Source organism: Bradyrhizobium sp. STM 3562 (genome assembly GCF_045571435.1).
Lineage (GTDB): Bacteria > Pseudomonadota > Alphaproteobacteria > Rhizobiales > Xanthobacteraceae > Bradyrhizobium.
The window spans coordinates 472927-497073 of the sequence record NZ_CP120694.1; the positions used below are offsets into that span (position 1 = coordinate 472927).

Consider the following 24147-nt stretch of genomic DNA (forward strand, 5'->3'; position numbering starts at 1 on the left):
GCTAAGATAGTTGCAAGTGAAACCATTTTGCAAGATGGTCGGTTCAGATTTCGGGGAGGTTCGAAGGCATGGCGCAGGCCGATGGCCGGACCAAGATCGAGGCCAAGCTTCCGGCGAAGACCCAGTTCGGCTATCACCGCCATGCCGATCAGGATCGTGCCGGCGGCGATCTTGCCGAGCATGCCGTGGTCGTCGTCGGTGCCGGGCCCATCGGGCTGTCGCTTGCGATCGATCTGGCGCAGCGTGGCCACAAGGTGGTGCTGCTCGACGACGCCGACCGCATCGGCGAGGGATCGCGCGCGATCTGCTTCTCGAAGCGCTCGCTGGAATATTGGGACCGGCTCGGTGTCGGCGACCGCATGGTCGAGAAGGGCGTGGTGTGGAGCGTAGGACGAATCTTTCACGGCGATTCTCAGCTCTATGAATTCAACCTGCTGCCGGAGCAGGGGCACAAGCGTCCCGCCTTCATCAACCTGCAGCAATTTTATGCCGAGGCCTATCTCGTCGATCGCGTCGAGCAACTGCCTGCCATCTCTCTGCGCTGGCGCAACAAGGTGACGGCCCTCGAGCAGCGCAATGACGGTGTCGTGCTGACGATCGCGACGCCCGAAGGCCCCTACCGGCTGCTCGCGGCCTATGTCATTGCCTGCGATGGCGCCCGCTCTTCGCTGCGGCAAATGGTGGGCGCGGAATTTTCAGGTCAGGTGTTTGAGGACCAGTTCCTGATCGCCGACGTCAAGATGACGGCGGCGTTCCCGACCGAGCGTTGGTTCTGGTTCGATCCGCCGTTCCATGCCGGCCGCTCGGCGCTGTTGCATAAGCAGCCGGACGACGTCTGGCGCATCGACCTGCAACTTCGTCCCGATGCCGATTCCGTTGCTGAGAAACGGCCGGAGAATGTGCGGCCGCGCATCACGCGCATGCTCGGCCACGACCAGTTCGAGTTCGAATGGATCTCGCTGTATAAATTCCAGTGCCGGCGGATGGACAAATTCATCCATGGCCGCGTGATCTTTGCCGGCGATGCCGCACACCAGGTGTCGCCGTTCGGGGCGCGCGGCGCCAATTCGGGCCTGGAGGATGCGGAAAACCTCGCCTGGAAGCTCGATCGCGTGCTGCGCAAGCTTTCTCCCGAAGGCCTGCTCGAGAGCTATCACGTCGAGCGCAGTGCGGCCGCGGACGAAAATATCCGCGAGTCCACCCGCTCGACCGATTTCATGGCGCCCAACACCGCGCAGGAGGCGCGGCTGCGCAAGGCGGTGCTGGCGCTGGCAAAAGAGACCGAGTTCGCCAAGCGCATGGTCAATGGCGGCCGGCTCTCGGTGCCGACCATTTACGATTCGCCGCTGTCGACGCCGGATCAGGAGAGCTGGCGCGGTGGTCCGCGGCCCGGCACGTCGATGGCCGATGCGCCGGTCGCAACACGGGACGGCCGCAGGCGCTTTCTCACCGATGCGTTCATCGATCAGGGAACGCGCTTCACGCTGCTCGCGTTTGGCAACGGCAGCGCTGTCGAGGCGCCGGAAGGGCTGGGCGCAGTCCGGATCGGCGGCGAGGGCGCTCTTGCGGATTGCGAAAACCTGGCTGCGGCCCGCTACGATGCCGAACCGGGAACGACGTATCTGCTGCGCCCGGACGGCTATATCGCCGCGCGCTTCCGGCATCCGACCCGGCCGGCCCTCGAGGCGGCGCTGGCACGTGCCGCCGGACTCAACTGAGGTTTTCGAAGATGGCGCTCTCGACCGCTTCCAACTTCGCAAGGCCGGATGATGCGTTCCGCGCCATCGTCGAAGCGCATCGCGGCTTGAGCGACGAACAAAGCGCGGATTTCGATGCGGCGCTGGTGCTGATCCTTGCCAATCACATCGGCGACATCGACGTCTTGCACGAGGCGATCGCGCTCGCCAAGCGGCGGGTGATCGACGCACAACAACAGCAGCAACAGCAACAACAATAACCTCATAAGGACATCAGACGATGGCGAAGGGCTTCGCATCCACCACGGACCTTGGCGAGAAGAAGATCACCTTTTCGGAAATCGGTCCCGATCTCTATGCCTTCACCGCCGAGGGCGATCCAAACTCCGCCGTCATCGTCGGCGACGATGGCTGCATCGTGTTCGACGCGCAGGCGACGCCGGCGATGGCAAACAAGGTGATCGAGCGTGTGCGCGCCGTCACCGACAAGCCGATCAAATATGTGGTTTTGTCGCACTATCACGCGGTGCGCGTGCTCGGCGCTTCCGCCTATCACGCGCAAGGTATCGTCGCCTCGCAGGAGACTTACCGCCTGATCGAGGAGCGCGGCAAACAGGATTGGGACTCCGAATACGGCCGTTTCCCGCGGCTGTTCCAGGATGCGCAGAGCATTCCCGGCCTGACCTGGCCGACGCTGACCTTCGAAGGCGAGATGTCGATCTATCTCGGCAAACGCGAGGTGCGGCTGATGCAATTGGGCGCCGGCCACACCTCGGGCGATATCGTCGCCTGGGTACCGGATGCCGAAGTGATGTTTTCCGGCGACCTGATCGAATATCACTCCGCCTGCTATTGTGGCGACGCGCATTTGCGCGAATGGCCGGCGACGCTGAACGAGATTCGCGCGTTCAATCCCAAGGCGATCGCGCCGGGTCGCGGTGATGCGCTGAAGGGCCTTTCCACCACGCGCGAAGCGATCGCGATGACGCGCGATTTCGTCACGACGCTCTATGGCGCGGCCGAGCAGTCGGTTGCGAAGGGCCGCAGCCTCAAGGACACAATGGCGGCGACGCGCGACGTTATGGACCCGAAATTCTCGAGCTTCGCGATCTACGAACATTGCCTGCCCTTCAACGTCTCACGCGCGTTCGACGAGGCCTCCGGGATCGACGATCCCGTGATCTGGACCGCCGAGCGCGATCGCGAAATGTGGGCTGCCCTGCAAGGAGGATGATATGAACATCAACACCTCGCCTGAGAAAGTCACCCAGAGCTCCGTTCACGTCACGCCGGGCTACATGTCCGGCTTCGGCAACAGTTTCGAGACGGAGTCGCTGCCGGGCGCGCTTCCGATCGGCCGTAACTCGCCGCAGCGCTGCGCCTATGGGCTCTATGCCGAACAGCTATCCGGATCGCCGTTCACCGCGCCGCGCGGGACCAACGAACGCTCCTGGCTCTATCGCATCCGCCCCTCGGTCAAACATTCCGGGCGCTTCACCAAAGTCGGTGCCGGGCTGTGGCGCACGGCGCCCTGCCATGAATATGAGATGCCGATCGCGCAGTTGCGCTGGGGGCCGACGCCGATCCCGACGCAGGAGATGACGTTCCTGCAGGGCGTCCACACGATGACCACCGCCGGCGACGCCAACACGCAAGCCGGCATGGCCGCGCATGTCTACATCATCACCAAATCGATGGTCGATCAGCACTTCTACAATGCCGATGGCGAGATGCTGTTCGTCGCGCAGCAAGGTAATTTGCGCTTCATCACCGAATTCGGCCGCATCGATATCGAGCCCGGCGAGATTGCGGTAATCCCGCGCGGCGTGAAATTCCGGATCGAGATTCCTGCGGGACCGGCGCGCGGCTATCTCTGCGAGAACTATGGCGGCGCTTTTACGCTGCCGGAACGCGGGCCGATCGGCGCCAATTGCCTCGCCAATGCGCGTGACTTCCTGACGCCCGTTGCCGCCTATGAAGACAAGGACACCCCGACCGAGCTCTACGTGAAATGGGGCGGCTCGCTGTGGAAGACGACGCTGCCGCATTCGCCGATCGATGTGGTGGCCTGGCACGGCAATTATGCGCCGTATAAATATGATCTGCGCACCTTCGCTCCGGTCGGCGCGATCGCCTTCGACCACCCCGACCCCTCGATCTTCACGGTGCTGACCTCGCCTTCGGAGACCGCGGGCACCGCGAATATCGATTTCGTGATCTTCCCGGAGCGCTGGATGGTCGCGGAAAACACCTTCCGCCCGCCCTGGTATCACATGAACATCATGTCGGAGTTCATGGGGCTGATCTACGGCGTCTACGACGCCAAGCCGCAAGGCTTCGTGCCTGGAGGCATCAGCCTGCACAATTGCATGCTGCCCCATGGCCCCGATCGCGAGGCCTTCGATCACGCCAGCAACGCCGAGCTCAAGCCGGTCAAGCTCACGGGCACCATGGCGTTCATGTTCGAGACGCGCTTTCCGCAACGTGTCACCGAATACGCGGCGAGGTCGGGGACGCTGCAGGAGGATTACGCCGAATGCTGGAAGGGCCTGGAAAAGCGGTTCGACCCGGGTAAGCCGTAAGTGGTTCGCCAGACGCCGCGCCATGCCCGGGCTTGTCCCGGGCATCCACCTCTTCAAGCAAAGGGCGTTCGTGGATGGCCGGGACAAGCCCGGCCATGACGGCGTCGACATCGGAGGAATAAGTTGTCCTACCCCAACGACCCCAGACTCCGCTCCTTCATTCCAGTGGACCCGACGTCGGACTTTCCGATCCAGAACCTGCCGTATGGCGTGTTCTCGACAGCGGCCTATCCCGCTCCGCGGGTCGGTGTGGCGATCGGCGATTACGTCCTGGACCTCGCGGTGCTGGAGAAGGAGGGGCTGCTCGATCTCTCGCCCGCCTTTGGCGTGTTCGCACAAGGCTCGATCAACGCTTTCATGGCACTCGGACCGAAGGTCTGGTCGACGACGCGGGCACGCATCAGCGAGCTGCTGCGTCACGACAATCCGCAGCTTCGCGACAACAAGGACCTGCGCAGCCGGGCGCTGGTGCCGATGACCGAGGTGAAACTGCATCTGCCGGTTGCGGTCGCCGGCTACACCGATTTCTATTCCTCGAAAGAGCACGCCACCAATATCGGCATCATGTTTCGCGGCAAGGACAACGCGCTGCAGCCGAACTGGCTGCACATGCCGATCGGCTATAACGGTCGCGCCTCTACGGTGGTGGTGAGCGGCACGAAGGTTCGCCGCCCGCGCGGCCAATTGAAGCCGCCGAACGTCGAGGCGCCCAGCTTCGGCCCGTGCAAGCGGCTCGACTTCGAGCTGGAAATGGGTGTCGTCATCGGCCAGCCGTCGCCGATCGGCGAGATGATCGACGAAGCGCGCGCGCAAGACATGATCTTCGGCTTTGTGCTGCTCAACGACTGGAGCGCACGCGACATCCAGCAATGGGAATATGTGCCGCTCGGCCCGTTTCAGGCCAAGGCCTTTGCAACTTCGATCAGTCCCTGGGTGGTGACGCGCGAAGCGCTGGAGCCGTTCCGCTTGCAGGGACCGGCACAAGATCCGACGCCGTTGCCTTACCTGCGCCAGAGCCAGCCGAACAATTACGATCTCGCCCTCGATGTCGCCGTGCGCGCGGGCGCGATGGATGAGCCGCAAACGATTTGCCGCACCAATTTCAAATACATGTATTGGTCCTCGGTGCAGCAACTGATGCACCATGCCTCCAGTGGCTGCGCCATGAGCGTCGGCGATCTCCTCGGCAGCGGCACCATCTCGGGTCCGGAAAAGCACCAGCGCGGCAGCCTGATCGAGATAAGCTGGAACGGCGCCGAGCCGGTCGAGCTCGAAGGCGGCATCAAGCGCTCGTTCCTGGAAGATGGCGACTCGCTCGTCATTCGCGGCTGGTGCGAGGGCGACGGCTATCGGGTCGGCTTCGGCGAGGTCGAGGGGACGATTGTGCCGGCGGAATGACGGCCGAGAGGCGCGATGTCATGGTCCCCGCAGCGGCAACTTTCCACTCTCCTTCAGCCGGTCGAGCACGATCGAGGAGCGCACATGTGCCACGCTCGGGTGTGGCATCAGCACGTTGTTGACAATATCGGACAGGCTCTTCAGATCGCGCAGCACGGCCTTCAGCACATAATCGGCATCTCCGGTCAGCGAATAGGCTTCCTGAATGTCGTCGATCCGATTGACCAGGGCGCGGAACTTCTTGGCGTTGTCGGGCGAGTGGGTGGCAAGCGTAATCTGGATGAAGGCGATGACGCCGAAGCCGAGCGCTTCGCTCGCGAGTTCGGCGCGGTAACCCGCAATCACCTTCTCCTCCTCGAGCCGCATCCGCCGGCGCGAGCATTGCGAGGCCGACAGTCCGACGATCTCCGCGAGTTCCTGGTTGGTCAGCCGGCCGTCGTCCTGCAGCGCGCCCAGGATCTTGAGGTCGAAAGCGTCGAGCGAAATCATGCGCGAAATCCACAATGGGTGCACAGATTGTGCATGATCGCGCCAAAACGCAACTCATTTGCACGCCAATTGCGACCCCGACGAGCGAGTATTCCAGGCTGAAGCAAGGGAGAATCGCCATGGGTCCGTTTCCGCACGATGCGCCGCCGGCCACGATCAGCACTGAGAATCCGATGGGCACGGATGGGTTTGAGTTCGTCGAATATGCCCATCCCGATGGGGGCGCGCTGCATGCGCTGTTCGAGCTGATGGGCTTTGCGCCGGTCGCGCGCCACAAGACAAAGAAGATCACGGTCTACCGCCAGGGCGACGTGAACTACCTCGTCAACGAGGAGCCGGGCAGCCACGGCTCCAATTTCGTCGCGGCGCATGGGCCCTGCGCGCCGTCGATGGCATTTCGCGTGGTCGACGCGCAGAAGGCTTTCGAGCGCGCGATCGCGCTCGGTGCCGAGCCGGCCGACGCCTCATCCGCGCAGAAGGTGCTCGACGTCCCCGCGCTCAAGGGCATCGGCGGCAGCCTGCTCTATCTGGTCGATCGCTACGGCGCCAAAGGCTCGGCCTATGATGCAGAGTTCGAATGGCTCGGTGCGGGTGATCCGAAACCGCAAGGGGCAGGGCTCTACTATATCGATCACCTCACGCACAATGTGCATCGCGGCCGGATGGATGTGTGGGCTGGGTTCTACGAAAAGCTGTTCAACTTCCGCCAGATCCGCTTCTTCGACATCGAGGGCCGCGTGTCGGGCCTGTTCTCGCGGGCGCTGACCAGCCCCGACGGCAAGATCCGCATTCCCATCAATGAGGACGCCGGCGATTCCGGGCAGATCGAGGAATATCTGAAAATCTACCGCGGCGAGGGCATCCAGCACATCGCCTGTGGCTGCCGCGACATCTATCAGACGGTCGAGAGCCTGCGCGCGGCGGGCCTGCCTTTCATGCCGTCGCCGCCCGACACCTATTTCGAGAAGGTCGACACCCGCCTGTCGAGGCACGGCGAGGACATCGTGCGGCTTAGGAAGAACGGCATTCTGATCGACGGCGAAGGCGTCGTCGATGGCGGGCAAACCAAGGTGCTCCTGCAAATCTTCTCCGCCAACGCGATCGGGCCGATCTTCTTCGAGTTCATCCAGCGCAAGGGAGATGATGGTTTCGGCGAGGGCAACTTCAAGGCCCTGTTCGAATCGATCGAGGAGGATCAGATCCGCCGCGGCGTGCTGAAGGTCGAGCACGCGGCGTGAACTCTGTCATTCCGGGGCGCGCGCTAGCGCGAACCCGGAATCTCCCGCCGCAACCCCGAGATCCGGGTCCGATGCTTCGCATCGTCCCGGAATGACGTTATGCCTTCCACGCGCTCACCAACTCCCCAATCTCCACCTTCTCCGGATCGCGAATGGCTGACGGCGTGCGCGAGAAGCGCGGGGCGGGGGCGGGCTGGGTGACGCCGTGGCGCTCGACAAAGATCTTCCGCGCCGCCATGTGCGGGTGCTTTGGCGCTTCCGCCATGGTCAGCACCGGCGCGAAGCAGATGTCGGTGCCTTCCATGATCCGGCACCATTCGTCGCGCGTCTTGGTCTTGAACACTTGCGCAAGCTTTTCCTTCAGTGCCGGCCAGGCATTGCGGTCCATCTGCGCGTCGAACGCGGCGTCGGTCAGGCCGGCGTGCTCGCGCAACAGCGCGTAAAACTGCGGCTCGATCGAGCCGACCGAGATGAAATGGCCGCAGGCGCATTCGTAAGTCCCGTAGAAGTGCGCGCCACCATCGAGCCAATTGTTCTCGCGGCCGTCGACCCAGCGCCCTATCGCGGTCAGATCGAAGAACATCGACATCAGCGACGCGGCGCCATCGACCATCGCCGCGTCCACCACTTGGCCCTTGCCCGATTTCGACGCCTCCAACAGGGCCGCAAGTACGCCAACCACGAGGTAGAGCGCACCGCCGCCGAAATCGCCGACCAGGTTGAGCGGGGGCATCGGCCTGTCCTTGGGTCCGATCGCGGCAAGCGCGCCGGTCAGCGAGATGTAATTGATGTCATGGCCGGCGGCTTGCGCCAGCGGACCGTCCTGGCCCCAGCCGGTCATGCGGCCGTAAACCAGTTTCGGGTTGCGCGCGAGCACGACGTCCGGCCCGAGCCCAAGCCGCTCCATCACGCCGGGACGAAAACCCTCAATCAGCGCGTCCGCGCCCGCGAGCAGATCGAGCACCTGCGCGACCGCTTGTTTGTCCTTCAAGTCGAGCTCGATGAGCTTGCGGCCGCGGCCCGCGACAGATTTCATAGTCTTCTTCGCGCCGATGCGATCGAGGGTGACGACCTCGGCGCCCATGTCGGCGAGCATCATGCAGGCGAAAGGACCGGGGCCGATGCCGGCGAATTCGACGATGCGGTAGCCGGCCAGGGGTCCGGAGGCACGGACGCCAGCTTGCGGGGCGGATTTATCAAGCACGTTATTTTTCCGATTTGATTTGTGCTGTCAGCGTTTCCGATCGTGATTGTCTCGCCTTGAGCACGTGCCCGCAAGCATCTTTCGACTGGAATGCCTCTTGAAATTGTTGCGGCGCGCAATGGCATGCGCGCCGCACTCTCGTGTTGCGTTTAGATGCTGTCAGCCCGCGGCCGTCACGGCGCGCTGCGCCATCACCTTGATCAGATGCGCGCGATAATCCGCAGCGCCGTGAATGTCGCTGATCAAACCGCTCGGGGGGATCGTGATGCCGTCGAGCGCGCTGGCCGACCAGTTGCCCTTTAGCGCCGATTCGATCGTACCCAGACGCATCACGCCATCCTGGGACGCGCCGGTGGCGGCGACGCGGACATCACCCGCCTTGGTCTGCGCCACGAACACCCCGGTCAGCGCAAAGCGCGAGGCGGGATGGGGGAATTTCGCATAGCCCGCCTTGGCCGGAATCGGGAATGACACCGCGGTGATGATCTCGCCGTCCTCCAGCGCCGTTGAGAACAGGCCCTGGAAGAAGTCATCGGCCGCGATCGTGCGCTTGTTGGTCTTGATGGTCGCGCCCAGCGCCAGCACCGCCGCCGGATAATCCGCCGCCGGGTCATTATTGGCGAGCGAGCCGCCGATGGTGCCGCGATGGCGCACGGCGGGATCGCCGATCGTGGACGCCAGATAGGCCAGCGCGGGGATCGCCTTTTGCACATCGGTCGAGATCGCCACATCCTGATGCGGCGTTGCGGCCTTGATGGTGACCGCATCGGCCGACACCTCGATGCCGTAGAGCTCCTTGATCCTGCCGAGGTCGATGACATCGGAGGGCGCGGCGAGGCGCTGCTTCATCACGGGGATCAGCGTATGGCCGCCGGCGAGATATTTTGCCTCCTTGCCCTTGGCAAAGAGCGCGGCGGCTTCGTCGATCGAGGAGGCGCGGTGATAGGTTGTTTGATACATGGGGTGCTCCCTGAAATTTTTTCTCGGTCGTTCCGAGGTGCGCCGGTAGGAGCAGAGTTCGGAATCCCGAGGTTTAATCCTTGGCTCCAAATTCCGGGTTCGCTCGCTTTGCGAGCGCCCCGGAATGACGATGGCTTCCTAAGCGGCCTTGCCATGGATCGCGTGCCAGACGCGGTCCGGGGTTGCCGGCATTTCCAGCTTGTTGTCGCCGATCGCGTCCGTGATGGCGTTGATCACGGCGGCGGAGGCGCCGATTGCGCCGGCCTCACCGCAGCCCTTGACGCCGAGCGGATTGCCGGGGCACAGCGTCGTGGTGTGCGACAGCTTGAACGACGGCAGGTCGTCGGCGCGCGGCATGGTGTAATCCATGAAGGACGCAGTCACGAGCTGGCCGTTGCTGTCATAGACCGCGCCCTCCAGCAGCGCCTGGCCGATGCCTTGCGCGAGCCCGCCATGCACCTGGCCTTCGACGATCATCGGGTTGATGAGTCGCCCGAAATCATCGGCCGCAACGAAGTTGACGAACGACGTCTTGCCGGTGGCTTCATCGACCTCGACCTCGCAGATATAGGCCCCGGCCGGGAAGGTGAAGTTGGTGGGGTCATAGAACGCCGTCTCCTTCAGACCGGGCTCCATGCCGTCGGGCAGATTGTGCGCGGTATAGGCCGCGAGCGCGACCATCGGGAATGCAATCTTCTTGTCGGTGCCGGCGACCTTGAACTCGCCGTTCTCGATGACGATGTCGCCTTCGGACGCCTCCAGCGCATGCGCCGCGATCTTTTTCGCCTTGGCCTCGACCTTCTCCATCGCCTTCAGGATCGCCGTCAGGCCCACGGCCGCCGAGCGCGAGCCGTAGGTGCCCATGCCGAACTGCACCTTGTCGGTGTCGCCATGCACGATCGAGACCTGATCGATGCCGATGCCGAGCCGGTCCGCGACGAGTTGGCAGAAGCTCGTCTCGTGGCCCTGGCCGTGGCTGTGCGAGCCCGTGAGGACCTCGATCGTGCCGACCGGGTTGACGCGTACCTCGGCCGATTCCCACAAGCCGACGCCGGCACCCAGGCTGCCGACCGCTTTTGAGGGGGCAATGCCGCAGGCTTCGATGTAGCAGGAGATGCCGATGCCTCGGAGCTTGCCGTTCTTCCTGGCCTGCTCCTTCCGCGCCGGAAAGCCCTCATAGTCGATCGCCTTCTTCGCGGCCTCGAGCGAGGCGACGAAGTCGCCGGTGTCATAGGTCATGATCACCGGCGTCTGATACGGGAATTGTCGGATGAAATTCTTCGTCCGCAGCTCGGTCGGATCGACCTTCAATTGCCGCGCCGCGGTTTCCATCATCCGCTCGACCAGATAGCTCGCCTCGGGCCGGCCCGCGCCGCGATAGGCATCGACCGGCGTGGTGTTGGTGTAGACGCCGATCACCTCGGCATGGATCGCCGGGATCACGTACTGGCCGGACAACAGCGTCGCGTAGAGATAGGTCGGCACGGACGACGAAAACAGCGACATATAGGCGCCGAAATTGGCGTGGGTCTTCACCCGCAGCCCCAGGATCTTGTTGTCCTTGTCGAAGGCCATCTCCGCCTTGGTCACGTGATCGCGGCCATGCGCGTCGGTGAGGAAGGATTCCGAGCGGTCCGCTGCCCATTTGATCGGCCGGCCGACCTTCTTGGAGGCCCACAGGCAGACCATCTCCTCGGGATAAATGTAGATCTTCGAGCCGAAACCGCCGCCGACATCCGGGGCGATCACCCGCAGCTTGTTCTCGGGCGCGATGTTGTAGAACGCCGACAGCACAAGGCGTGCGACATGCGGATTCTGAGAGGTGGTGTAGAGCGTAAAGTGCTCTTCCGCAGCGTCGTAATTCGCAATCGCGGCGCGCGGCTCCATGGCGTTCGGCACTAACCGGTTGTTGGTGAGCTCGAGACTCACCACATTGGCGGCCTTCGCAAAGGCATCCTTGACCGCGTTCTCGTCGCCGAGCACCCAGTCATAGACGATGTTGCCGGGTGCCTCGGGGTGCAACTGCGGCGCGCCCGGTTTGATCGCCGCATGAACGTCCGGCACAGCCGGAAGCTCTTCGTAATCGACCACCACGGCTTCCGCGGCATCACGCGCCTGGTTCTTGGTCTCGGCGATCACGACCGCGACCGCCTGTCCGACAAAGCGCACCGTCTCCGGCGCCATTGCCGGCCACGCGCCCATCTTCATCGGCGAGCCGTCTTTCGAGGTAATCGCCCAGCCGCAGATCAGGTTGCCGATCTTGTCGTCGACCAGTTCCTTGCCGTTCAGCACCGCGAGCACGCCGGGCATCTTCAGCGCCGCCGAGGCATCGATGCCTTTGACCTTCGCATGCGCATGCGGGCTACGGATGAAATGAGCATAGCTCGTGCCGACAAGCTTGATGTCGTCGACATAGCGGCCCTTGCCGGTGATGAAGCGCTTGTCTTCCTTGCGCACCACGCTGGCGCCGATGCCTTCAATACCCATTGTTGTATCCTCCCTCCCGGAGTTTGGCTGGCCGCTGCTTCCCTCGAAGCGCGCCGCTCTTGTTTCGAATGATGAAAGCCGCTGCGAGCGTTCGCTATTCAGCGGCTTGCGCGACCTTCATGCGTCCGGCCGCATCCAGCACCGCTTTGACGATATTGTGGTAGCCCGTGCAACGGCAGATATTGCCTTCGAGTTCGTGGCGGACCGTTGTCTCGTCGAGATTGCCGCTATGCCGGTTCACGATGTCGATCGCCGACATGATCATACCGGGCGTACAGAAGCCGCACTGCAGCCCATGATTGTCGCGAAATGCCTCCTGCATCGGATGAAGCTGGTCGCCCTTGGCGATGCCTTCGATGGTGGTGACGTTGGCGCCATCGGCCTGTCCTGCCAGGGTCGTGCAGGATTTCACGGCGCGGCCGTCGATATGCACGACGCAGGCTCCGCATTGGCTGGTGTCGCAGCCGACATGGGTTCCGGTCAGGTTGAGATGATCGCGCAATAGATGGACAAGAAGCGTGCGGTCTTCGCAATCGACCGAAACCGCCCTGCCATTTACTGTCAATTTGACTGTCGACACGTCGAGCCTCCCGTTGATTTTGAATTGGTCTAATTAGAGACAGGGGCTCAAAGACTTTGCAACTGCGATTTTCGTCGCGAGGGTCATCGAAGGGTCACGCGAGGACGCGTGCATGCAACTGGTCCGCTGAATGCCACGCCTTACATTCGTCGTGCCGGCGAAAGGCGGGACCTTGGCGCGAGCGCTTGCGCCCATCGCGGTGCCGCGGAGTCCATCAAGGGGCCCACGCCGGCAGACGACCTTCGCGCGAACGAAGGCCTGTGGTTATGGGTCCTGGCTTTCGCGTCCTCGCCTTCTTGCGACGCAATGTGCCCGAGCCTCGCCAGGACATCGGCTCCCTCCGGAAATAAGCGGGCGCAGGGAAGGTCGAGTGCCCGCCGCCGGCACCCATGGCACAGGAGAAATGCACCGCGCGTTGACCACAGGTGCAGCCGCAATCACGCCCGGCTTCCCTGCGCAGTGGCTTTAGCCGTGGTCCTTCGTGCTCCCCGGAGAGCCAGACGTTGTTGTCATGGTCATCGGTGAGATGCGAAAGCCGATCTTCGCCGACTACTCCAGGCTTGAGGTGGCGCTCGTGCAGCGATACGGTCTCGTCCACCGCATTCCGACCACCCGACATCGGTAACCATAGCGATGCTCCTCTCGTTCTCGGGCCTGAACAAAAAGAGAACTTTATCTCAATCTGGAGCAGATCAAGAGGATTGCGGCCCCGCCATCCAGCCGGGTCATTGTGCCGGAGCCGCCACTTCGGATTGCAGATCGCGCTTCGGTCTCGCCGTGACGGTCTGAATTTACCGGCTTTTATGAATTGTGCCGTAGTTGTACGGGATACGATCGGGCGCTGTCGTGTCCCGGTCCGCGCTGTTTGATTGTTTTGATTTGGGAATACGCGTGAGGTCGGAATGTCTGGGGCTGAGGGTACGAAATGGCATCTCCCGAAATTCTTCACCTTGCGATTCCGCGGCAAAGTCCTGCTCGGCTTTGCGGCGGTGCTGCTGATCTCGACCGTCAGCCTCGGCATCGCCTATCTCGGCTTTGAACGTGTATCCGCCGCCGTTGCAGCCTATCGTGATAGCGTGTCCGAGGCGGATCTGGCGCGCAACATCGACGGCGCGCTGATCTCGTACCGCTCGCTGGCCAAATACTACGTCGTGACCGGCAAGGAGGACGACGCCAACGCGGCGCTGGCGGCGGAAGCAAGCTTGAAGGCTGCGATCGATCAGGCGCTGAACAGCACGAGCAAGTCGGCGCGGCGAGATGGACTGAACAAGCTCGCCGCCGAGTTCAAGCATTTCTCGCAGATTTTTGCCGATGTCCTGAAGCTCAAGCGTGAGAGCGCGCTGCTGACGCAGAACCAGCTCAACCGCAGCGGCAATATGTTGCGTTACAAGCTTGACGACATCGCCAGCAACGCGTCGGAAGAGCAGCTCGGGGCGGTGGAGATGGGCGTCAAGCAGGTCAGCACGCAGCTCCAGACGGCGGTCGCGCTCGCCAATAACTTCGTCATCAATTCCGATCGGACGGTCGCGAGCAGCGCGCTGGCGCGGCTGAAATTCGTCGAGAGCACGATGAATGCCGTGGATGCCGGCGGCAACGAGAACGTCGCCGGCGGGATCAAGCAGGCCAAGGCTCTCCTTGCTGAATACCGTGATGCGCTCATGAAGCTCGTCGACAACACCAAGGCGGTCGACGAGCTCGTCAAGGAGATGACCGGTTCGGCCGGTGCGATCAGCCAGGGCGCGAGCGCCATGAAGGATGACCTTGTCTCCGAGCAGCGGCGGATCGAAACCGGCACCGATGGCATCGTCGGGCAAACCGAGCAGCTCATCATCATGCTCGCGGCGGGCGGCTTCTTGCTCGGCGGCTTGCTCGCGCTGTTGCTGGGCCGCGGCATCTCGCGGCCGATGATCGCGATGTGCCAGGCGATGCGCGAGCTCGCCGGCGGCAATTTCGACGTCGTGCTGCCCGGACTTGGGCGCACCGACGAACTCGGCGAGATGGCCGCCGCGGTGGAGGAGTTCAAGCTGCAGGCGATCGCCAAGGCCGAGCGCGATGCGGCCGTGCATGAGGAGCAGAGCAAGGCGGCCGGCGCGGCGCGGCGCGCCGAGCTGATCCACTTCGCCGATCAATTCGAAGCGGCGGTCGGCTCGATCGTGTCCAACGTGTCGACGTCGGCCTCGCAGCTCGAACAAGCCGCCGGCCTCCTGACGCGGACGGCCGAAACCACGCAAAGCTTGTCGAGCCAGGTGACCGGCGCCTCGGAAGAGGCGGCGAGCAACATTCAATCGGTGGCCTCCGCGACCGAAGAGCTCTCGACCTCGGTCGATGAGATCGGCCGGCGCGTGCGCGAGTCCAACAAGATCGCGGAATCCGCGGTCGTGCAGGCGCAGCAGACCGACGAGCGCATCAGCAAATTGTCGCGCGCGGCGCAGCAGATCGGCGACGTCGTCAAGCTCATCACCGCGATTGCCGAGCAGACCAATCTGCTCGCGCTCAACGCCACCATCGAAGCCGCGCGTGCCGGCGATGCCGGACGCGGGTTTGCGGTGGTCGCCTCCGAGGTGAAGTCGCTGGCGAGCCAGACCGCAAAGGCGACCGACGAGATCTCCAACCACATTTCCGGCATGCAGCAGGCGACGGAAGAATCGGTGGCCGCGATCAAGGAGATCGGCGCGACGATTGCTCAGATCTCCAGCATCGCATCCTCGATCGCGGGCGCGGTCGAACAGCAGGGCGCCGCGACGCAGGAAATCGCCCGCAACGTGCAGAACGTCGCCTCGGGCACGCAGGACGCCGCCGCCAATATCGTGAGGGTCAACCAGGGCGCCACCGAAACCGGCTCCGCCTCCGAACAGGTGCTGAGCTCGGCCAAGACCCTGTCAGGCGAAAGCGCCCGCCTGCGCGCCGAACTCGACCGCTTCATGGCGAATATCCGGGCGGCGTAGAGTGCGCTGTGAAGGTCTCAACCTCCGCCGTCGTCGTGGCGTAAGCCAGGACCCATAACCACAGGCGGATGTTGTCGCGGTAATTCGTCGCCCCTGCGTGGTCAACAAGGCACGCCAGTGGTTATGGGTCCCGGGTCAAGCTCGCTTTGCTCGCTCGCCCGGGACGACGGAGATTCTGGCCAACATCACTCCCTGCCAAACTCGCGCTTCAGCTCGTCCTTCGCCCGTTCCAGTCGCGCGCGCTCTGTCTTCGGCAAGTTCTTGCCGGCGCGGTTGATATAGAACGTCAGCATCGACAGCGCTGAGCGGTAGGCGCTGGACTTGCGGCGACGGCTGGATTCCGCCGAGCGCTTCAGCGAGGCGGCAATCTTCCTGGCGCTGGTCTGCTTGAAGACGCCGTGCTCCAAATCGAGCGCGTTGCTTTCGCGGGTGACGCGCTGAGACCAGCGCTTTGTGGTGCGCTTGGCCGTCGGCCTTTTGCGTGCCGCACCTTGTTTGCGCGTCGCGCTGGCGCGGGCCGTCGATGCTTTCCGGGAGGTCTTGCGCGAAGTTGCCTTGCTGCGTGTCGCCATCGGTCAACTCCAAGAGCTTCCTGTGAGGCATCCCCGTGAAACCGGCGCCTCGCCGATCGGTTCCGTTCGGAACCAACGTGCCGCATGCGGCGTTGTCGCACCGCTGCGGGCAGTGTCTTTGCCGCGATGGCGCATGAGGTCCTTCACGAAAAACTCGGGGGCGCAGGCCCGCGAGAGGGTTTGGCACTGGTACCATCCGATGGAGTTGCAGCAGAGTCCGGCCATCAACCATGGCGCCACCGTCTGCGCCGCCGCGCCGGCCCGCGATGATCGTATCATCGAGACCAATATCCCCTCGCGTCTCGATCATCTCACCTGGAGCGGTTTTCACACCCGTGTCGTACTCGCGCTCGGCATCACCTGGATTTTGGACGGGTTGGAAGTGACCCTGGCCGGCGCCCTATCCGGCGCCCTGAAGCAAAGCCCGCATCTGCAATTTTCCAATTTCGACATCGGTATCGCCAACAGCGGTTATCTCGCGGGCGCCGTGCTTGGCGCGCTCGGCTTCGGTTGGCTGACCGACCGGATCGGGCGCCGAAAACTGTTCTTCATCACGCTTGCGCTCTATCTTACCGCGACCGCCGCGACCGCGCTGTCCTGGAGCGTCGTGGTTTACACGCTGTTTCGCTTTCTCACCGGCGCGGGCATCGGCGGCGAGTACACCGCGATCAACTCCACGATCCAGGAGCTGGTGCCGGCGCGCTACCGCGGCTGGACCGATCTTGTGATCAACGGCAGTTTCTGGATCGGCGCGGCGCTCGGCGCAAGCAGCGCCATCATCCTGCTCGATCCCGCGCTGCTCGAACCCGACCTCGGCTGGCGGCTGGCTTATCTCATTGGCGCCGGCCTTGGCCTCATCGTGCTGGTGATGCGGATGTGGATCCCGGAAAGCCCGCGCTGGCTGATGATCCACGGTCACCCCGAGGCCGCCGAGAAAATCGTCACCGAGATCGAGCGCAGCGTGCTCGGCCACGTCCAAGATTCTGCGCGGCCGGACTTTGCAAAGATACGATTGCGGATGCGCGATCACACCCCGCTTAAGGAGGTAGCGCACACGCTGTTTTCCTCCTATCGCACGCGTGCGCTGGTGGGACTGACGCTGATGGTCGCGCAGGCGTTCTTCTATAACGCCATCTTCTTCACCTTCGCGCTGGTGCTGACCGATTTCTACGGCATCGGCGCCGATGCGGTCGGCTGGTACATCCTGCCCTTTGCCGCCGGCAACTTCATCGGCCCGGTGGTTTTGGGCCGCCTGTTCGACACGCTCGGACGACGCGCCATGATCGCGCTGACCTATGGCGTCTCAGGCATCCTGCTTGCGTTCTCGGGCTATCTGTTCTCGATCGGTGTCCTGAGCGCGCAAGGTCAGACAATTGCCTGGATGGTGATCTTCTTCTTTGCTTCGCCGGCCGCAAGCGCGGCCTATCTCACTGTCAGCGAAACCTTTCCTTTGGAGGTGCGTGCGCTTGCGATTGCACTGTTCTATGCGATCGGCACCGGCATCGGCGGCGTCGTCGGTCCTGCGCTGTTCGGCGCATTGATCGATACGGGATCGCGCAGCAGCGTGTTCTTCGGCTACCTGCTCGGCTCCGTACTGATGGTCGTCGCAGCCGCCATCGCCTGGCGCTACGGCGTCGCTGCCGAACGCAAGTCTCTGGAATCGGTTGCGCGCCCGCTGGCTTTTTTGGAGTAGGATGACATGATGGAAAATCTGGCTGAAATGCAGGACGAGCTACCAGAAGAGCAGGATACGCCGGACCAGGTACCGGTGCCGCAGTCGTTGGTGCCGCATTTGAGCGAGACCGCGATCCTGCTCGATATCGACGGCACGCTGCTCGACCTGATGCCGACGCCGCGCGAAGTCTGGGTGCCGCCGGGGCTCGCCAAGACGCTCAATCGCCTGATGGCGCGGACCTCGGGCGCGCTCGCGCTGGTGAGCGGGCGCTCACTCAACGACATCGATTTGATCTTCGCACCGGACCAGTTTCCGGCCGTCGGCGGCCATGGCGCGGAAATGCGGCTCTTCGCGGACGCCGAGGCGGTTGCTGCCCAGGCACCGCCGATGGACAAGGAGTTGAAGCGCAGGTTAGCGGCGATCGCGCGGCTCAGCCCCGGAATATTGCTGGAAGACAAGGGCTATTCACTGGCGCTGCACTACCGGCTCGCGCCGCACGCGGAGCGCGCGATCTACGAGGCGATCTCGCTGATCCGGGCCGATCTGCCGGAGGCGCCGATCGAAGTTCTGCCGGGCAAATGCGTGTTCGAGATTAAGCATGCCGGCTTCACCAAGGCCAATGGTGTCCGCGAATTGATGAAGCACGCGCCATTCAACGGACGGAAACCGCTCTTCATCGGCGACGATGTCACCGACGAAAGCGTCTTTGCCATCATGCCCGATCTGAATGGCCTATCCTTCTCGGTCGGCCGGCGCGCGCAGGGCGTCAACGGACATTTCGATGCGCCGAGCGATGTGCGCGAGTTCCTTGCTCATCTTCTGGACGACGAGCGTAGCCCGGCACCGTAGCGACCGCGTGCCGGGTTTTCGCATGGTTCCAAGATGCCGATTTGGCAGCGCGCGGTGACTTGTCTTCGAATTGTCACCCCGTTCTCTTTTTTTCGGCATGATGTCTTCGCAGCGCCCGCCGCTCGATTGTCCCCATCGCCGGGCGTAAGTGCCGCTTGGTTGTGAAAAATCGTGCGCGATCAGGGCGTGGCCAGCGACACTGTGTCGCCATCACATTCGAGCGCGGCATTCCTGCACCAGCCTCTCATTTTGTTGAAGCGCCCGGGTTCCTCCGCCGTCCGGCCCGATTTCGGTTTCAATTCGCTGGAAGGCTAAAAGGAACCATATTGATGAACGGCAGTTAAATGACACGCCGTAACAGGAGGGGACTCCTCGTGAATCTCGTTGTCATTTCAAATCGCGTTGCGCGCGGTAAAGCCAATGAGCCGATGACGGGCGGGCTTGCAGCCGCCTTGTTGCCGGTCGTTGAGAACTCCGGCGCGATTTGGGTTGGTTCCTCGGGCCGCGTGCGCGATGGGTTCCAGAAGGAACCGTTCGCCGAAATCGAGGCGCTCGGGTGTGGCGCGTTGGCCATGCTCGACCTGCCGGCCGCGCACTACGGCGGCTATTACGAAGGCTTTGCGAATTCCGCGCTGTGGCCGGCGCTGCATTCGCGTAGCGACCTGATCCGCACCTCGCAGGGCGATTATCTCTCCTATCGTGAAGTCAATGCCTTCATGGCGCGCGCATTGATGCGGTTCCGCAAGCCGGACACCGCATTCTGGGTGCAGGACTACCATTTCCTCGCGCTGGGCGCCGAGCTGCGCGAGCTAGGGGTCACCGAACCGATCGGCTTCTTCCTCCATACGCCATGGCCCGCGGCGGCCGTGGTCGAGGGCGTGCCGCATCATCGCGAACTGATCGAGGCGATGCTGGCCTACGATCTCATCGGCTTCCAGACCACGCAGGACTGCGACAATTTCCTATCCTATGTCCGCGACGATCTCGAGCTGCCGGTACGCGACGGCGTCGTCAACTCGCGCCATGGCCGCACCCGGCTGGCCGTGTTTCCGATCGGGATCGATGCGGAGAAATTCGCAACCGGCGCCGCCAAGGCGATCTCGCATCCGGATGTGTCGCGGCTGCGGCGCAGCCTGAACGGCGAGCGGCTCGCGATCGGCGTCGACCGGCTCGACTATTCCAAGGGCCTCGTCAACCGCATTCATGCCTTCGATCGCATGTGGACGCTGCATCCGACGCTGGCGCGCACCGTGTCGCTGCTGCAGATCGCAACGCCCTCGCGCGGCGGCATCGAAGCCTATGGCAATCTGCAGAACGAGGTCGCGCGTCTGGTCAGCGACGTCAACGGTCGTCATGGCGAGGTGGACTGGACGCCGATCCGTTATCTCAACAAGGGATTCAGCCAGTCGGTGCTCGCCGGCCTCTATCGCACCGCGCAGGTCGGCGTGGTGACGCCGCTGCATGACGGCATGAATCTGGTCGCCAAGGAATATGTCGCCGCACAAAACCCGGCCGATCCCGGCGTGCTCGTGCTGTCGAAATTCGCCGGCGCCGCCAATGAGCTCGACACCGCGCTCTTGGTCAATCCGCATGATACCGACGGCATGGCCCGCGTGATCGCGATGGCGCTATCGATGCCGCTGACCGAGCGGCGCATGCGTTATGAAGCGATGATGGACAAGCTGAAGACCCATACGATCACGCACTGGTTCGCCGATTTCATCCGCGCCTTGCAGCAGAGCCAGAGCGAGTGCGCGCCTCCGATCGCCGACCAGGGTATGACCGAACCGGACATGCCGGAGTCGTCGCCGATGTGGCGGCTGCGCGGCGCGCAAGGCGTGGCGCGGTTTCACTGATAGGGCCTGGAGCGCGATCAGATCGAATCGCGCTCCAGGTTTTTTGCTTAAGCACGATCTTTTCGGAAAACCGCGGCGCACTTTGCGCTAACGCGGCCTTCCGGGTCCGGATCATGCTCTAACCCTCAATAGCAGTAGCACGCCGTCCAGGGCAGCGCAGTCAGCGTCGCTTGCTCCGCCTCGCCGCCCTTCCGCTGCTTGTCTGATCCCCGATCAATCGTCGCGCCAGCACCGATTCCGGTTCGGCACCAGGGTCCGGAACGGCCCCGGCCCGGCTCGCCGCCGGCCGATGAGGCGTAAATATTGTGTATACATTTCAATGATTTGCATAAATTTCTCGCGCCCGGCCCGGCGCCACTTGCAAAAACCGCCACGCCCCTTCAAGAGAGGGCATCCGGAGAGATGGCCGAGTGGCTTAAGGCGCACGCTTGGAAAGCGTGTGTGCGGGAAACCGTACCGTGGGTTCGAATCCCACTCTCTCCGCCATCTGCGTTCATGTCCAGCCCGGAGACATGGGTAACAGAACGTACCTCAGACATGGGTGACAACCTCGTGCCGAACGGTTGTCGAGGGCTTGCAAGGTTTTCTGCTCCAGGTCGAAACAGGATCGCTCGCTTTGCAGACGGACGTTCTCAGCTACTCTGCGCTGCAGTTGCTGTTCAAGCTCATCGATCCTATGCCTCAGGTCCCCGCCCACGTGCTGGTCATTGCTAGCGGGTTTGGCGCCCAACCTTAATCGCAACTAGGTCAGTCCCAGGCCGCCGTCGACCGCGATGATCTGACCTGTCATCCATTCCGAGGCGGTACCGGCAAGCCGGACGATCCACTCAGCGACGTCGTCCGGAACGCCGCGGCGTCCGAGCGGTATGCGCGCACGCTCCTGTTCCTTGACGGCCGCGGCTTGTTCCGGGGTTAACCCCATCATGCCGGTTAGCGCACCAGATTCGGTGGGCCCTGCGGCGACGGCGTTCACCCGTACACCGAATGGCGCAAGCTCCAGCGCCCAACAACGGGTCAGATGCTCCAATGCCGCCTTGCTAGCTGCGTAATGCGACAATCCGGCCGCCGGCTTGTGACCAAAGGTGCTGGACACGTTGATGATGGTGCCTCGCGTTGCCCTCAAGTGCGGGACGGCAGCCGAAGCAAGCAGGCTCGGACCGAGCACGTTGACCGAGAAGATATCCATGATCCGATCGGCCGTCGTATCGGCCAGCGGCAGGATCGCGCCGGCACCAGCGTTGTTGATCAAAGCATCTACCCGGCCCCAGAGATCGACTGCTTTGGCGACCGTGCGGCTGGCGTCTTCGGCGGAGGCCGCATCCGCAACGAGCCCCACGATGTTTGGATGCTCGGCAACCGTTTGCTCGAGAGGGCCCGCACGGCGGCCGGTCACGAGCACCTTGTCGCCTTGTCGGGCGAGACGCAGCGCCGCCGCCCGCCCGATTCCTGAGGTGCCGCCGGTCAGGATAATGATCTTTTCGTTCTGCATGTTCGTTCTACTCATCGCGTCTTAAATTTGAAGCGGTCACATATCCTCGCTTCGGTTTCAGTGGCTCAGTGAGTGCGAAGTGTCGAACCAGAGCGTGCACTCATGACGCCATGAGTACGCGCCCTGATCCGGCTCTAACCTGACAACTCGTCAGTAGTCCCAGAAGGCCGGTACCCAACGAAACGCGTCACCATCCACCGCGACGCGACCGACCGACGGGAATGGCAGGTGAGTGGCGACCAGCATCTCGCCGGTCTCAGCCAGCTCCCGCAAAAGACGGACCCGAACGCGCGCCGCCTCCTCGGGGTCGTGCTCGAAACCGTTGTGCCACTCAGGCTGCTCGAACCCGACCGTAAACACGGCGTCGCCGGCGAACGTCAGTGCGTCGCCGCCGGACGCCAGGCGGACCACGCTGCCCGGGGGTGTGGCCGCCGGTGCGACGGACGACGACGCCCGGCGCCACCTCGTGCTCCTCATCGAACTGCCGCAACTGGTTGTGGTATTCCTTCGTGAACCGCTTGGCGGCCGACCGAAGCGCGTCCGGGAACCCCGGCGGCATGGCGGTGTGAGAGAAATCGGGCGATTCCCAGAATTTGACCTCGGCGGCCGCCACGTGGATCAGCAGGTCCGGATGCAGCCGGTCCTTCACCCCGTCGACGAGCAGCCCGCCAATGTGGTCCATGTGCATGTGGGTCAGAACCACGTCGGTCACGGACGCAAGATCGATGCCGGCGGCGTCCAGTCGCTTGATCAACTGCCCGGCCCGCGGCAAGTGCAAGTCCGGGTCGCCCCCAGCCCGGCGTCGATGAGGATGGTCCGACCGCCGCTACGCACCACGACCGCGTTCAGCGCCCAGTCGAAAGCGTCCGGCGCCAGGAACATGTGCTTCAGCCAGGCCGCCCGGATGGCCGGGTCGGCGTTGTGTCCTAACATTTTGGCGGGCAGCGGTAGTACCCCATCGCTGACCACCAGCACGTCAATCTCGCCGACCTTCAGCGCGTAGCGCGACGGTACCAATTCGTCGCGCTTCGATCTAACGGGGCGCGCGGTCATATCCAGGCTCATGTCTGTCTCCTGCTGAGTGTTGTGGATCATCTGATTCATCTTTGAAAACTGCTGCGTTCGGTCTTGACCTTCGATCTTGGTGCTCGATGCTGGCGGGTCGTGCTTCCCACGTGGAAAGCGCGGTCCGGTGAGGGGTTCAGAGATCGGTGACACGCTCCGGATCAGCCGACGCCAGCGCAGCCGCGCGCTCGGCTCGAGGCGGATAGATCCAGACGGTGTTGATCTCTCGCTTGGTTTTCTTTGCCTCGTCGCCAACCATCTCGAGCTTGCGCTCCCAGCCGCGCGTGAAGAGCGCGCCGGCCTCGCCGAGATCGAGGCAGGTGACGTAGGCCTTCTGGTGGTAGGGCTTGGTCGGCACTCCCAAGAGCTCCGCGGCGGCATTGTTGCCCGCAAAAGCGCCCATCCGCGTGGCGTGCTGGCACGACATCAGCGCGTAGTTGCCGACCTCATCGCATGCTGCCCTGGCGGCGTCGCCGGTGGCGAAGACGCCAGATACCGAGAGCACGCGCAGATCGCGGTCGACCAGCAGCCGGCCGAAATTGTCGCGCTCGGCAGGGATCTGCGCGGTCAACGGAGCCGCGCGCATGCCGGCAGCCCAGATCACGGTCGCGCATTCGATGCGTTCGCCGTTCGAAAGCGTCACGCCGGACTTGTCCAGTTCGGCGACGCCGGCGCCAAGCCGGATCTCCACACCGAGCTTGCGCATTGCCTGTTCGATGATCGGGCGCGGACCCTCGCCCATATCGGGAGCGATTGCACTGTTCCGATCGACGATGATGACGCGCGGCTTGGCCTCCTTGCCAAGGATGCCACGAAGCCGCGCAGGCAGCTCCGTCGCCGCCTCAATGCCGGTGAAGCCGCCGCCTGCAACAACGACCGTGTCGCGCCCGTTCTTTGCTGGCCGATCGGCCAGGTCGTGCAGATGCCGGTCGAGGGCGATCGCATCATCGAGCTGGTCAACGCTGAAGCCATGCTCGGCGAGACCAGGGATATTTGGACGGAAAAGCCGGCTGCCGGTGGCCACGACCAGCCGATCATAGGAGAGATTCTTCTTCGAGAGC

General features: G+C 63.4%; 17 protein-coding genes, 1 tRNA gene and 2 pseudogenes. 11 read left to right on the forward strand and 9 right to left on the reverse strand.

Annotated features, from left to right (window positions below; all coding sequences use genetic code 11):
* The first annotated feature begins 68 nt into the window (after positions 1–68).
* The 5 genes from P6U23_RS02220 (at position 69) to fahA (ending at position 5677) form a co-directional block, all read left to right on the forward strand.
* Entirely contained in the window at positions 69–1718 is a 1650-nt protein-coding gene (locus P6U23_RS02220; protein ID WP_407177984.1) for an FAD-dependent oxidoreductase, read from the forward strand.
* An 11-nt stretch (positions 1719–1729) separates the two neighbouring features.
* Positions 1730–1957 carry a DUF2783 domain-containing protein gene (locus P6U23_RS02225; protein ID WP_407177985.1) on the forward strand — a complete coding sequence of 76 codons (228 nt, stop codon included), beginning with the start codon at positions 1730–1732 and terminating at the stop codon, positions 1955–1957.
* Positions 1958–1977: 20 nt separating this feature from the next.
* Positions 1978–2931 carry an MBL fold metallo-hydrolase gene (locus tag P6U23_RS02230; RefSeq protein ID WP_407177986.1) on the forward strand — a complete coding sequence of 318 codons (954 nt, stop codon included), beginning with the start codon at positions 1978–1980 and terminating at the stop codon, positions 2929–2931.
* Position 2932: 1 nt separating this feature from the next.
* A complete protein-coding gene (gene hmgA / locus P6U23_RS02235) occupies positions 2933–4279 on the forward strand; it encodes a homogentisate 1,2-dioxygenase (RefSeq protein ID WP_407177987.1) in 1347 nt (448 codons plus the stop codon).
* A gap of 123 nt (positions 4280–4402) precedes the next feature.
* On the forward strand, positions 4403–5677 hold the full coding sequence (gene fahA, locus P6U23_RS02240; RefSeq protein WP_407177988.1) for a fumarylacetoacetase: 1275 nt from the start codon (positions 4403–4405) through the stop codon (positions 5675–5677).
* Between the two features lie 18 nt (positions 5678–5695).
* On the opposite strand, the gene P6U23_RS02245 is transcribed toward fahA, so the two are convergent.
* Positions 5696–6166 (reverse strand): Lrp/AsnC family transcriptional regulator, encoded by a 471-nt coding sequence (locus tag P6U23_RS02245; protein WP_407177989.1) that lies wholly within the window; start codon positions 6164–6166, stop codon positions 5696–5698.
* A gap of 119 nt (positions 6167–6285) precedes the next feature.
* Between P6U23_RS02245 and hppD the strand changes: the two genes are divergently transcribed.
* Positions 6286–7404, forward strand: coding sequence for a 4-hydroxyphenylpyruvate dioxygenase (gene hppD, locus P6U23_RS02250; protein WP_407177990.1), 1119 nt, complete (start codon positions 6286–6288; stop codon positions 7402–7404).
* Positions 7405–7501: 97 nt separating this feature from the next.
* Here the strand turns inward: hppD and P6U23_RS02255 are convergent, their stop codons facing one another.
* The 4 genes from P6U23_RS02255 to P6U23_RS02270 all read right to left on the reverse strand — a co-directional run bounded on the left by P6U23_RS02255 (position 7502) and on the right by P6U23_RS02270 (position 12635).
* The gene (locus tag P6U23_RS02255) at positions 7502–8608 is read right to left on the reverse strand and encodes a CaiB/BaiF CoA transferase family protein (RefSeq protein ID WP_407177991.1); all 1107 of its coding nucleotides are present in this window, start codon (positions 8606–8608) and stop codon (positions 7502–7504) included.
* 159 nt (positions 8609–8767) lie between these two features.
* Positions 8768–9568: an FAD binding domain-containing protein gene (locus P6U23_RS02260; protein ID WP_407177992.1), complete on the reverse strand. Its 801-nt coding sequence runs from the start codon at positions 9566–9568 to the stop codon at positions 8768–8770.
* Positions 9569–9706: 138 nt separating this feature from the next.
* Positions 9707–12055 carry a xanthine dehydrogenase family protein molybdopterin-binding subunit gene (locus tag P6U23_RS02265; protein WP_407177993.1) on the reverse strand — a complete coding sequence of 783 codons (2349 nt, stop codon included), beginning with the start codon at positions 12053–12055 and terminating at the stop codon, positions 9707–9709.
* A gap of 94 nt (positions 12056–12149) precedes the next feature.
* Positions 12150–12635 (reverse strand): (2Fe-2S)-binding protein, encoded by a 486-nt coding sequence (locus P6U23_RS02270; RefSeq protein WP_407177994.1) that lies wholly within the window; start codon positions 12633–12635, stop codon positions 12150–12152.
* Between the two features lie 902 nt (positions 12636–13537).
* Between P6U23_RS02270 and P6U23_RS02275 the strand changes: the two genes are divergently transcribed.
* On the forward strand, positions 13538–15580 hold the full coding sequence (locus P6U23_RS02275) for a methyl-accepting chemotaxis protein (protein ID WP_407177995.1): 2043 nt from the start codon (positions 13538–13540) through the stop codon (positions 15578–15580).
* 185 nt (positions 15581–15765) lie between these two features.
* Here the strand turns inward: P6U23_RS02275 and P6U23_RS02280 are convergent, their stop codons facing one another.
* Positions 15766–16152, reverse strand: a complete 387-nt coding sequence (locus P6U23_RS02280) for a DUF3175 domain-containing protein (RefSeq protein WP_407177996.1) — start codon at positions 16150–16152, stop codon at positions 15766–15768.
* Between the two features lie 199 nt (positions 16153–16351).
* Here P6U23_RS02280 and P6U23_RS02285 point away from each other — a divergent pair, with 199 nt between their 5' ends.
* From P6U23_RS02285 to P6U23_RS02300, 4 genes are all read left to right on the forward strand, one after another.
* Positions 16352–17845, forward strand: a complete 1494-nt coding sequence (locus tag P6U23_RS02285; RefSeq protein ID WP_407181755.1) for an MFS transporter — start codon at positions 16352–16354, stop codon at positions 17843–17845.
* A gap of 6 nt (positions 17846–17851) precedes the next feature.
* Positions 17852–18676: a trehalose-phosphatase gene (gene otsB, locus P6U23_RS02290; protein WP_407177997.1), complete on the forward strand. Its 825-nt coding sequence runs from the start codon at positions 17852–17854 to the stop codon at positions 18674–18676.
* 374 nt (positions 18677–19050) lie between these two features.
* Positions 19051–20532 carry a trehalose-6-phosphate synthase gene (locus tag P6U23_RS02295; RefSeq protein ID WP_407177998.1) on the forward strand — a complete coding sequence of 494 codons (1482 nt, stop codon included), beginning with the start codon at positions 19051–19053 and terminating at the stop codon, positions 20530–20532.
* A gap of 396 nt (positions 20533–20928) precedes the next feature.
* Positions 20929–21018 (forward strand) — tRNA-Ser (locus P6U23_RS02300).
* Positions 21019–21274: 256 nt separating this feature from the next.
* Here the strand turns inward: P6U23_RS02300 and P6U23_RS02305 are convergent.
* From P6U23_RS02305 to P6U23_RS02315, 3 genes and pseudogenes are all read right to left on the reverse strand, one after another.
* Positions 21275–22036, reverse strand: a complete 762-nt coding sequence (locus P6U23_RS02305; protein WP_407177999.1) for an SDR family NAD(P)-dependent oxidoreductase — start codon at positions 22034–22036, stop codon at positions 21275–21277.
* 135 nt (positions 22037–22171) lie between these two features.
* Positions 22172–23125: pseudogene (locus P6U23_RS02310) on the reverse strand (MBL fold metallo-hydrolase).
* 97 nt (positions 23126–23222) lie between these two features.
* Positions 23223–24143, reverse strand: a pseudogene (locus P6U23_RS02315) (NAD(P)/FAD-dependent oxidoreductase); the annotation flags it as partial.
* Between the last annotated feature and the right edge of the window lie 4 nt (positions 24144–24147).

Excerpts from the sequence above, each read along its gene's own strand:
- P6U23_RS02220 (WP_407177984.1), top strand. The coding sequence starts at position 69 with ATGGCGCAGGCCGATGGCCGGACCAAGATCGAGGCCAAGCTTCCGGCG.
- P6U23_RS02225 (WP_407177985.1), top strand. The coding sequence starts at position 1,730 with ATGGCGCTCTCGACCGCTTCCAACTTCGCAAGGCCGGATGATGCGTTC.
- P6U23_RS02230 (WP_407177986.1), top strand. The coding sequence starts at position 1,978 with ATGGCGAAGGGCTTCGCATCCACCACGGACCTTGGCGAGAAGAAGATC.
- hmgA (WP_407177987.1), top strand. The coding sequence starts at position 2,933 with ATGAACATCAACACCTCGCCTGAGAAAGTCACCCAGAGCTCCGTTCAC.
- P6U23_RS02245 (WP_407177989.1), bottom strand. The coding sequence starts at position 6,166 with ATGATTTCGCTCGACGCTTTCGACCTCAAGATCCTGGGCGCGCTGCAG.
- hppD (WP_407177990.1), top strand. The coding sequence starts at position 6,286 with ATGGGTCCGTTTCCGCACGATGCGCCGCCGGCCACGATCAGCACTGAG.
- P6U23_RS02260 (WP_407177992.1), bottom strand. The coding sequence starts at position 9,568 with ATGTATCAAACAACCTATCACCGCGCCTCCTCGATCGACGAAGCCGCC.
- P6U23_RS02265 (WP_407177993.1), bottom strand. The coding sequence starts at position 12,055 with ATGGGTATTGAAGGCATCGGCGCCAGCGTGGTGCGCAAGGAAGACAAG.
- P6U23_RS02275 (WP_407177995.1), top strand. The coding sequence starts at position 13,538 with ATGTCTGGGGCTGAGGGTACGAAATGGCATCTCCCGAAATTCTTCACC.
- P6U23_RS02280 (WP_407177996.1), bottom strand. The coding sequence starts at position 16,152 with ATGGCGACACGCAGCAAGGCAACTTCGCGCAAGACCTCCCGGAAAGCA.
- P6U23_RS02285 (WP_407181755.1), top strand. The coding sequence starts at position 16,352 with ATGGAGTTGCAGCAGAGTCCGGCCATCAACCATGGCGCCACCGTCTGC.
- otsB (WP_407177997.1), top strand. The coding sequence starts at position 17,852 with ATGATGGAAAATCTGGCTGAAATGCAGGACGAGCTACCAGAAGAGCAG.
- P6U23_RS02305 (WP_407177999.1), bottom strand. The coding sequence starts at position 22,036 with ATGAGTAGAACGAACATGCAGAACGAAAAGATCATTATCCTGACCGGC.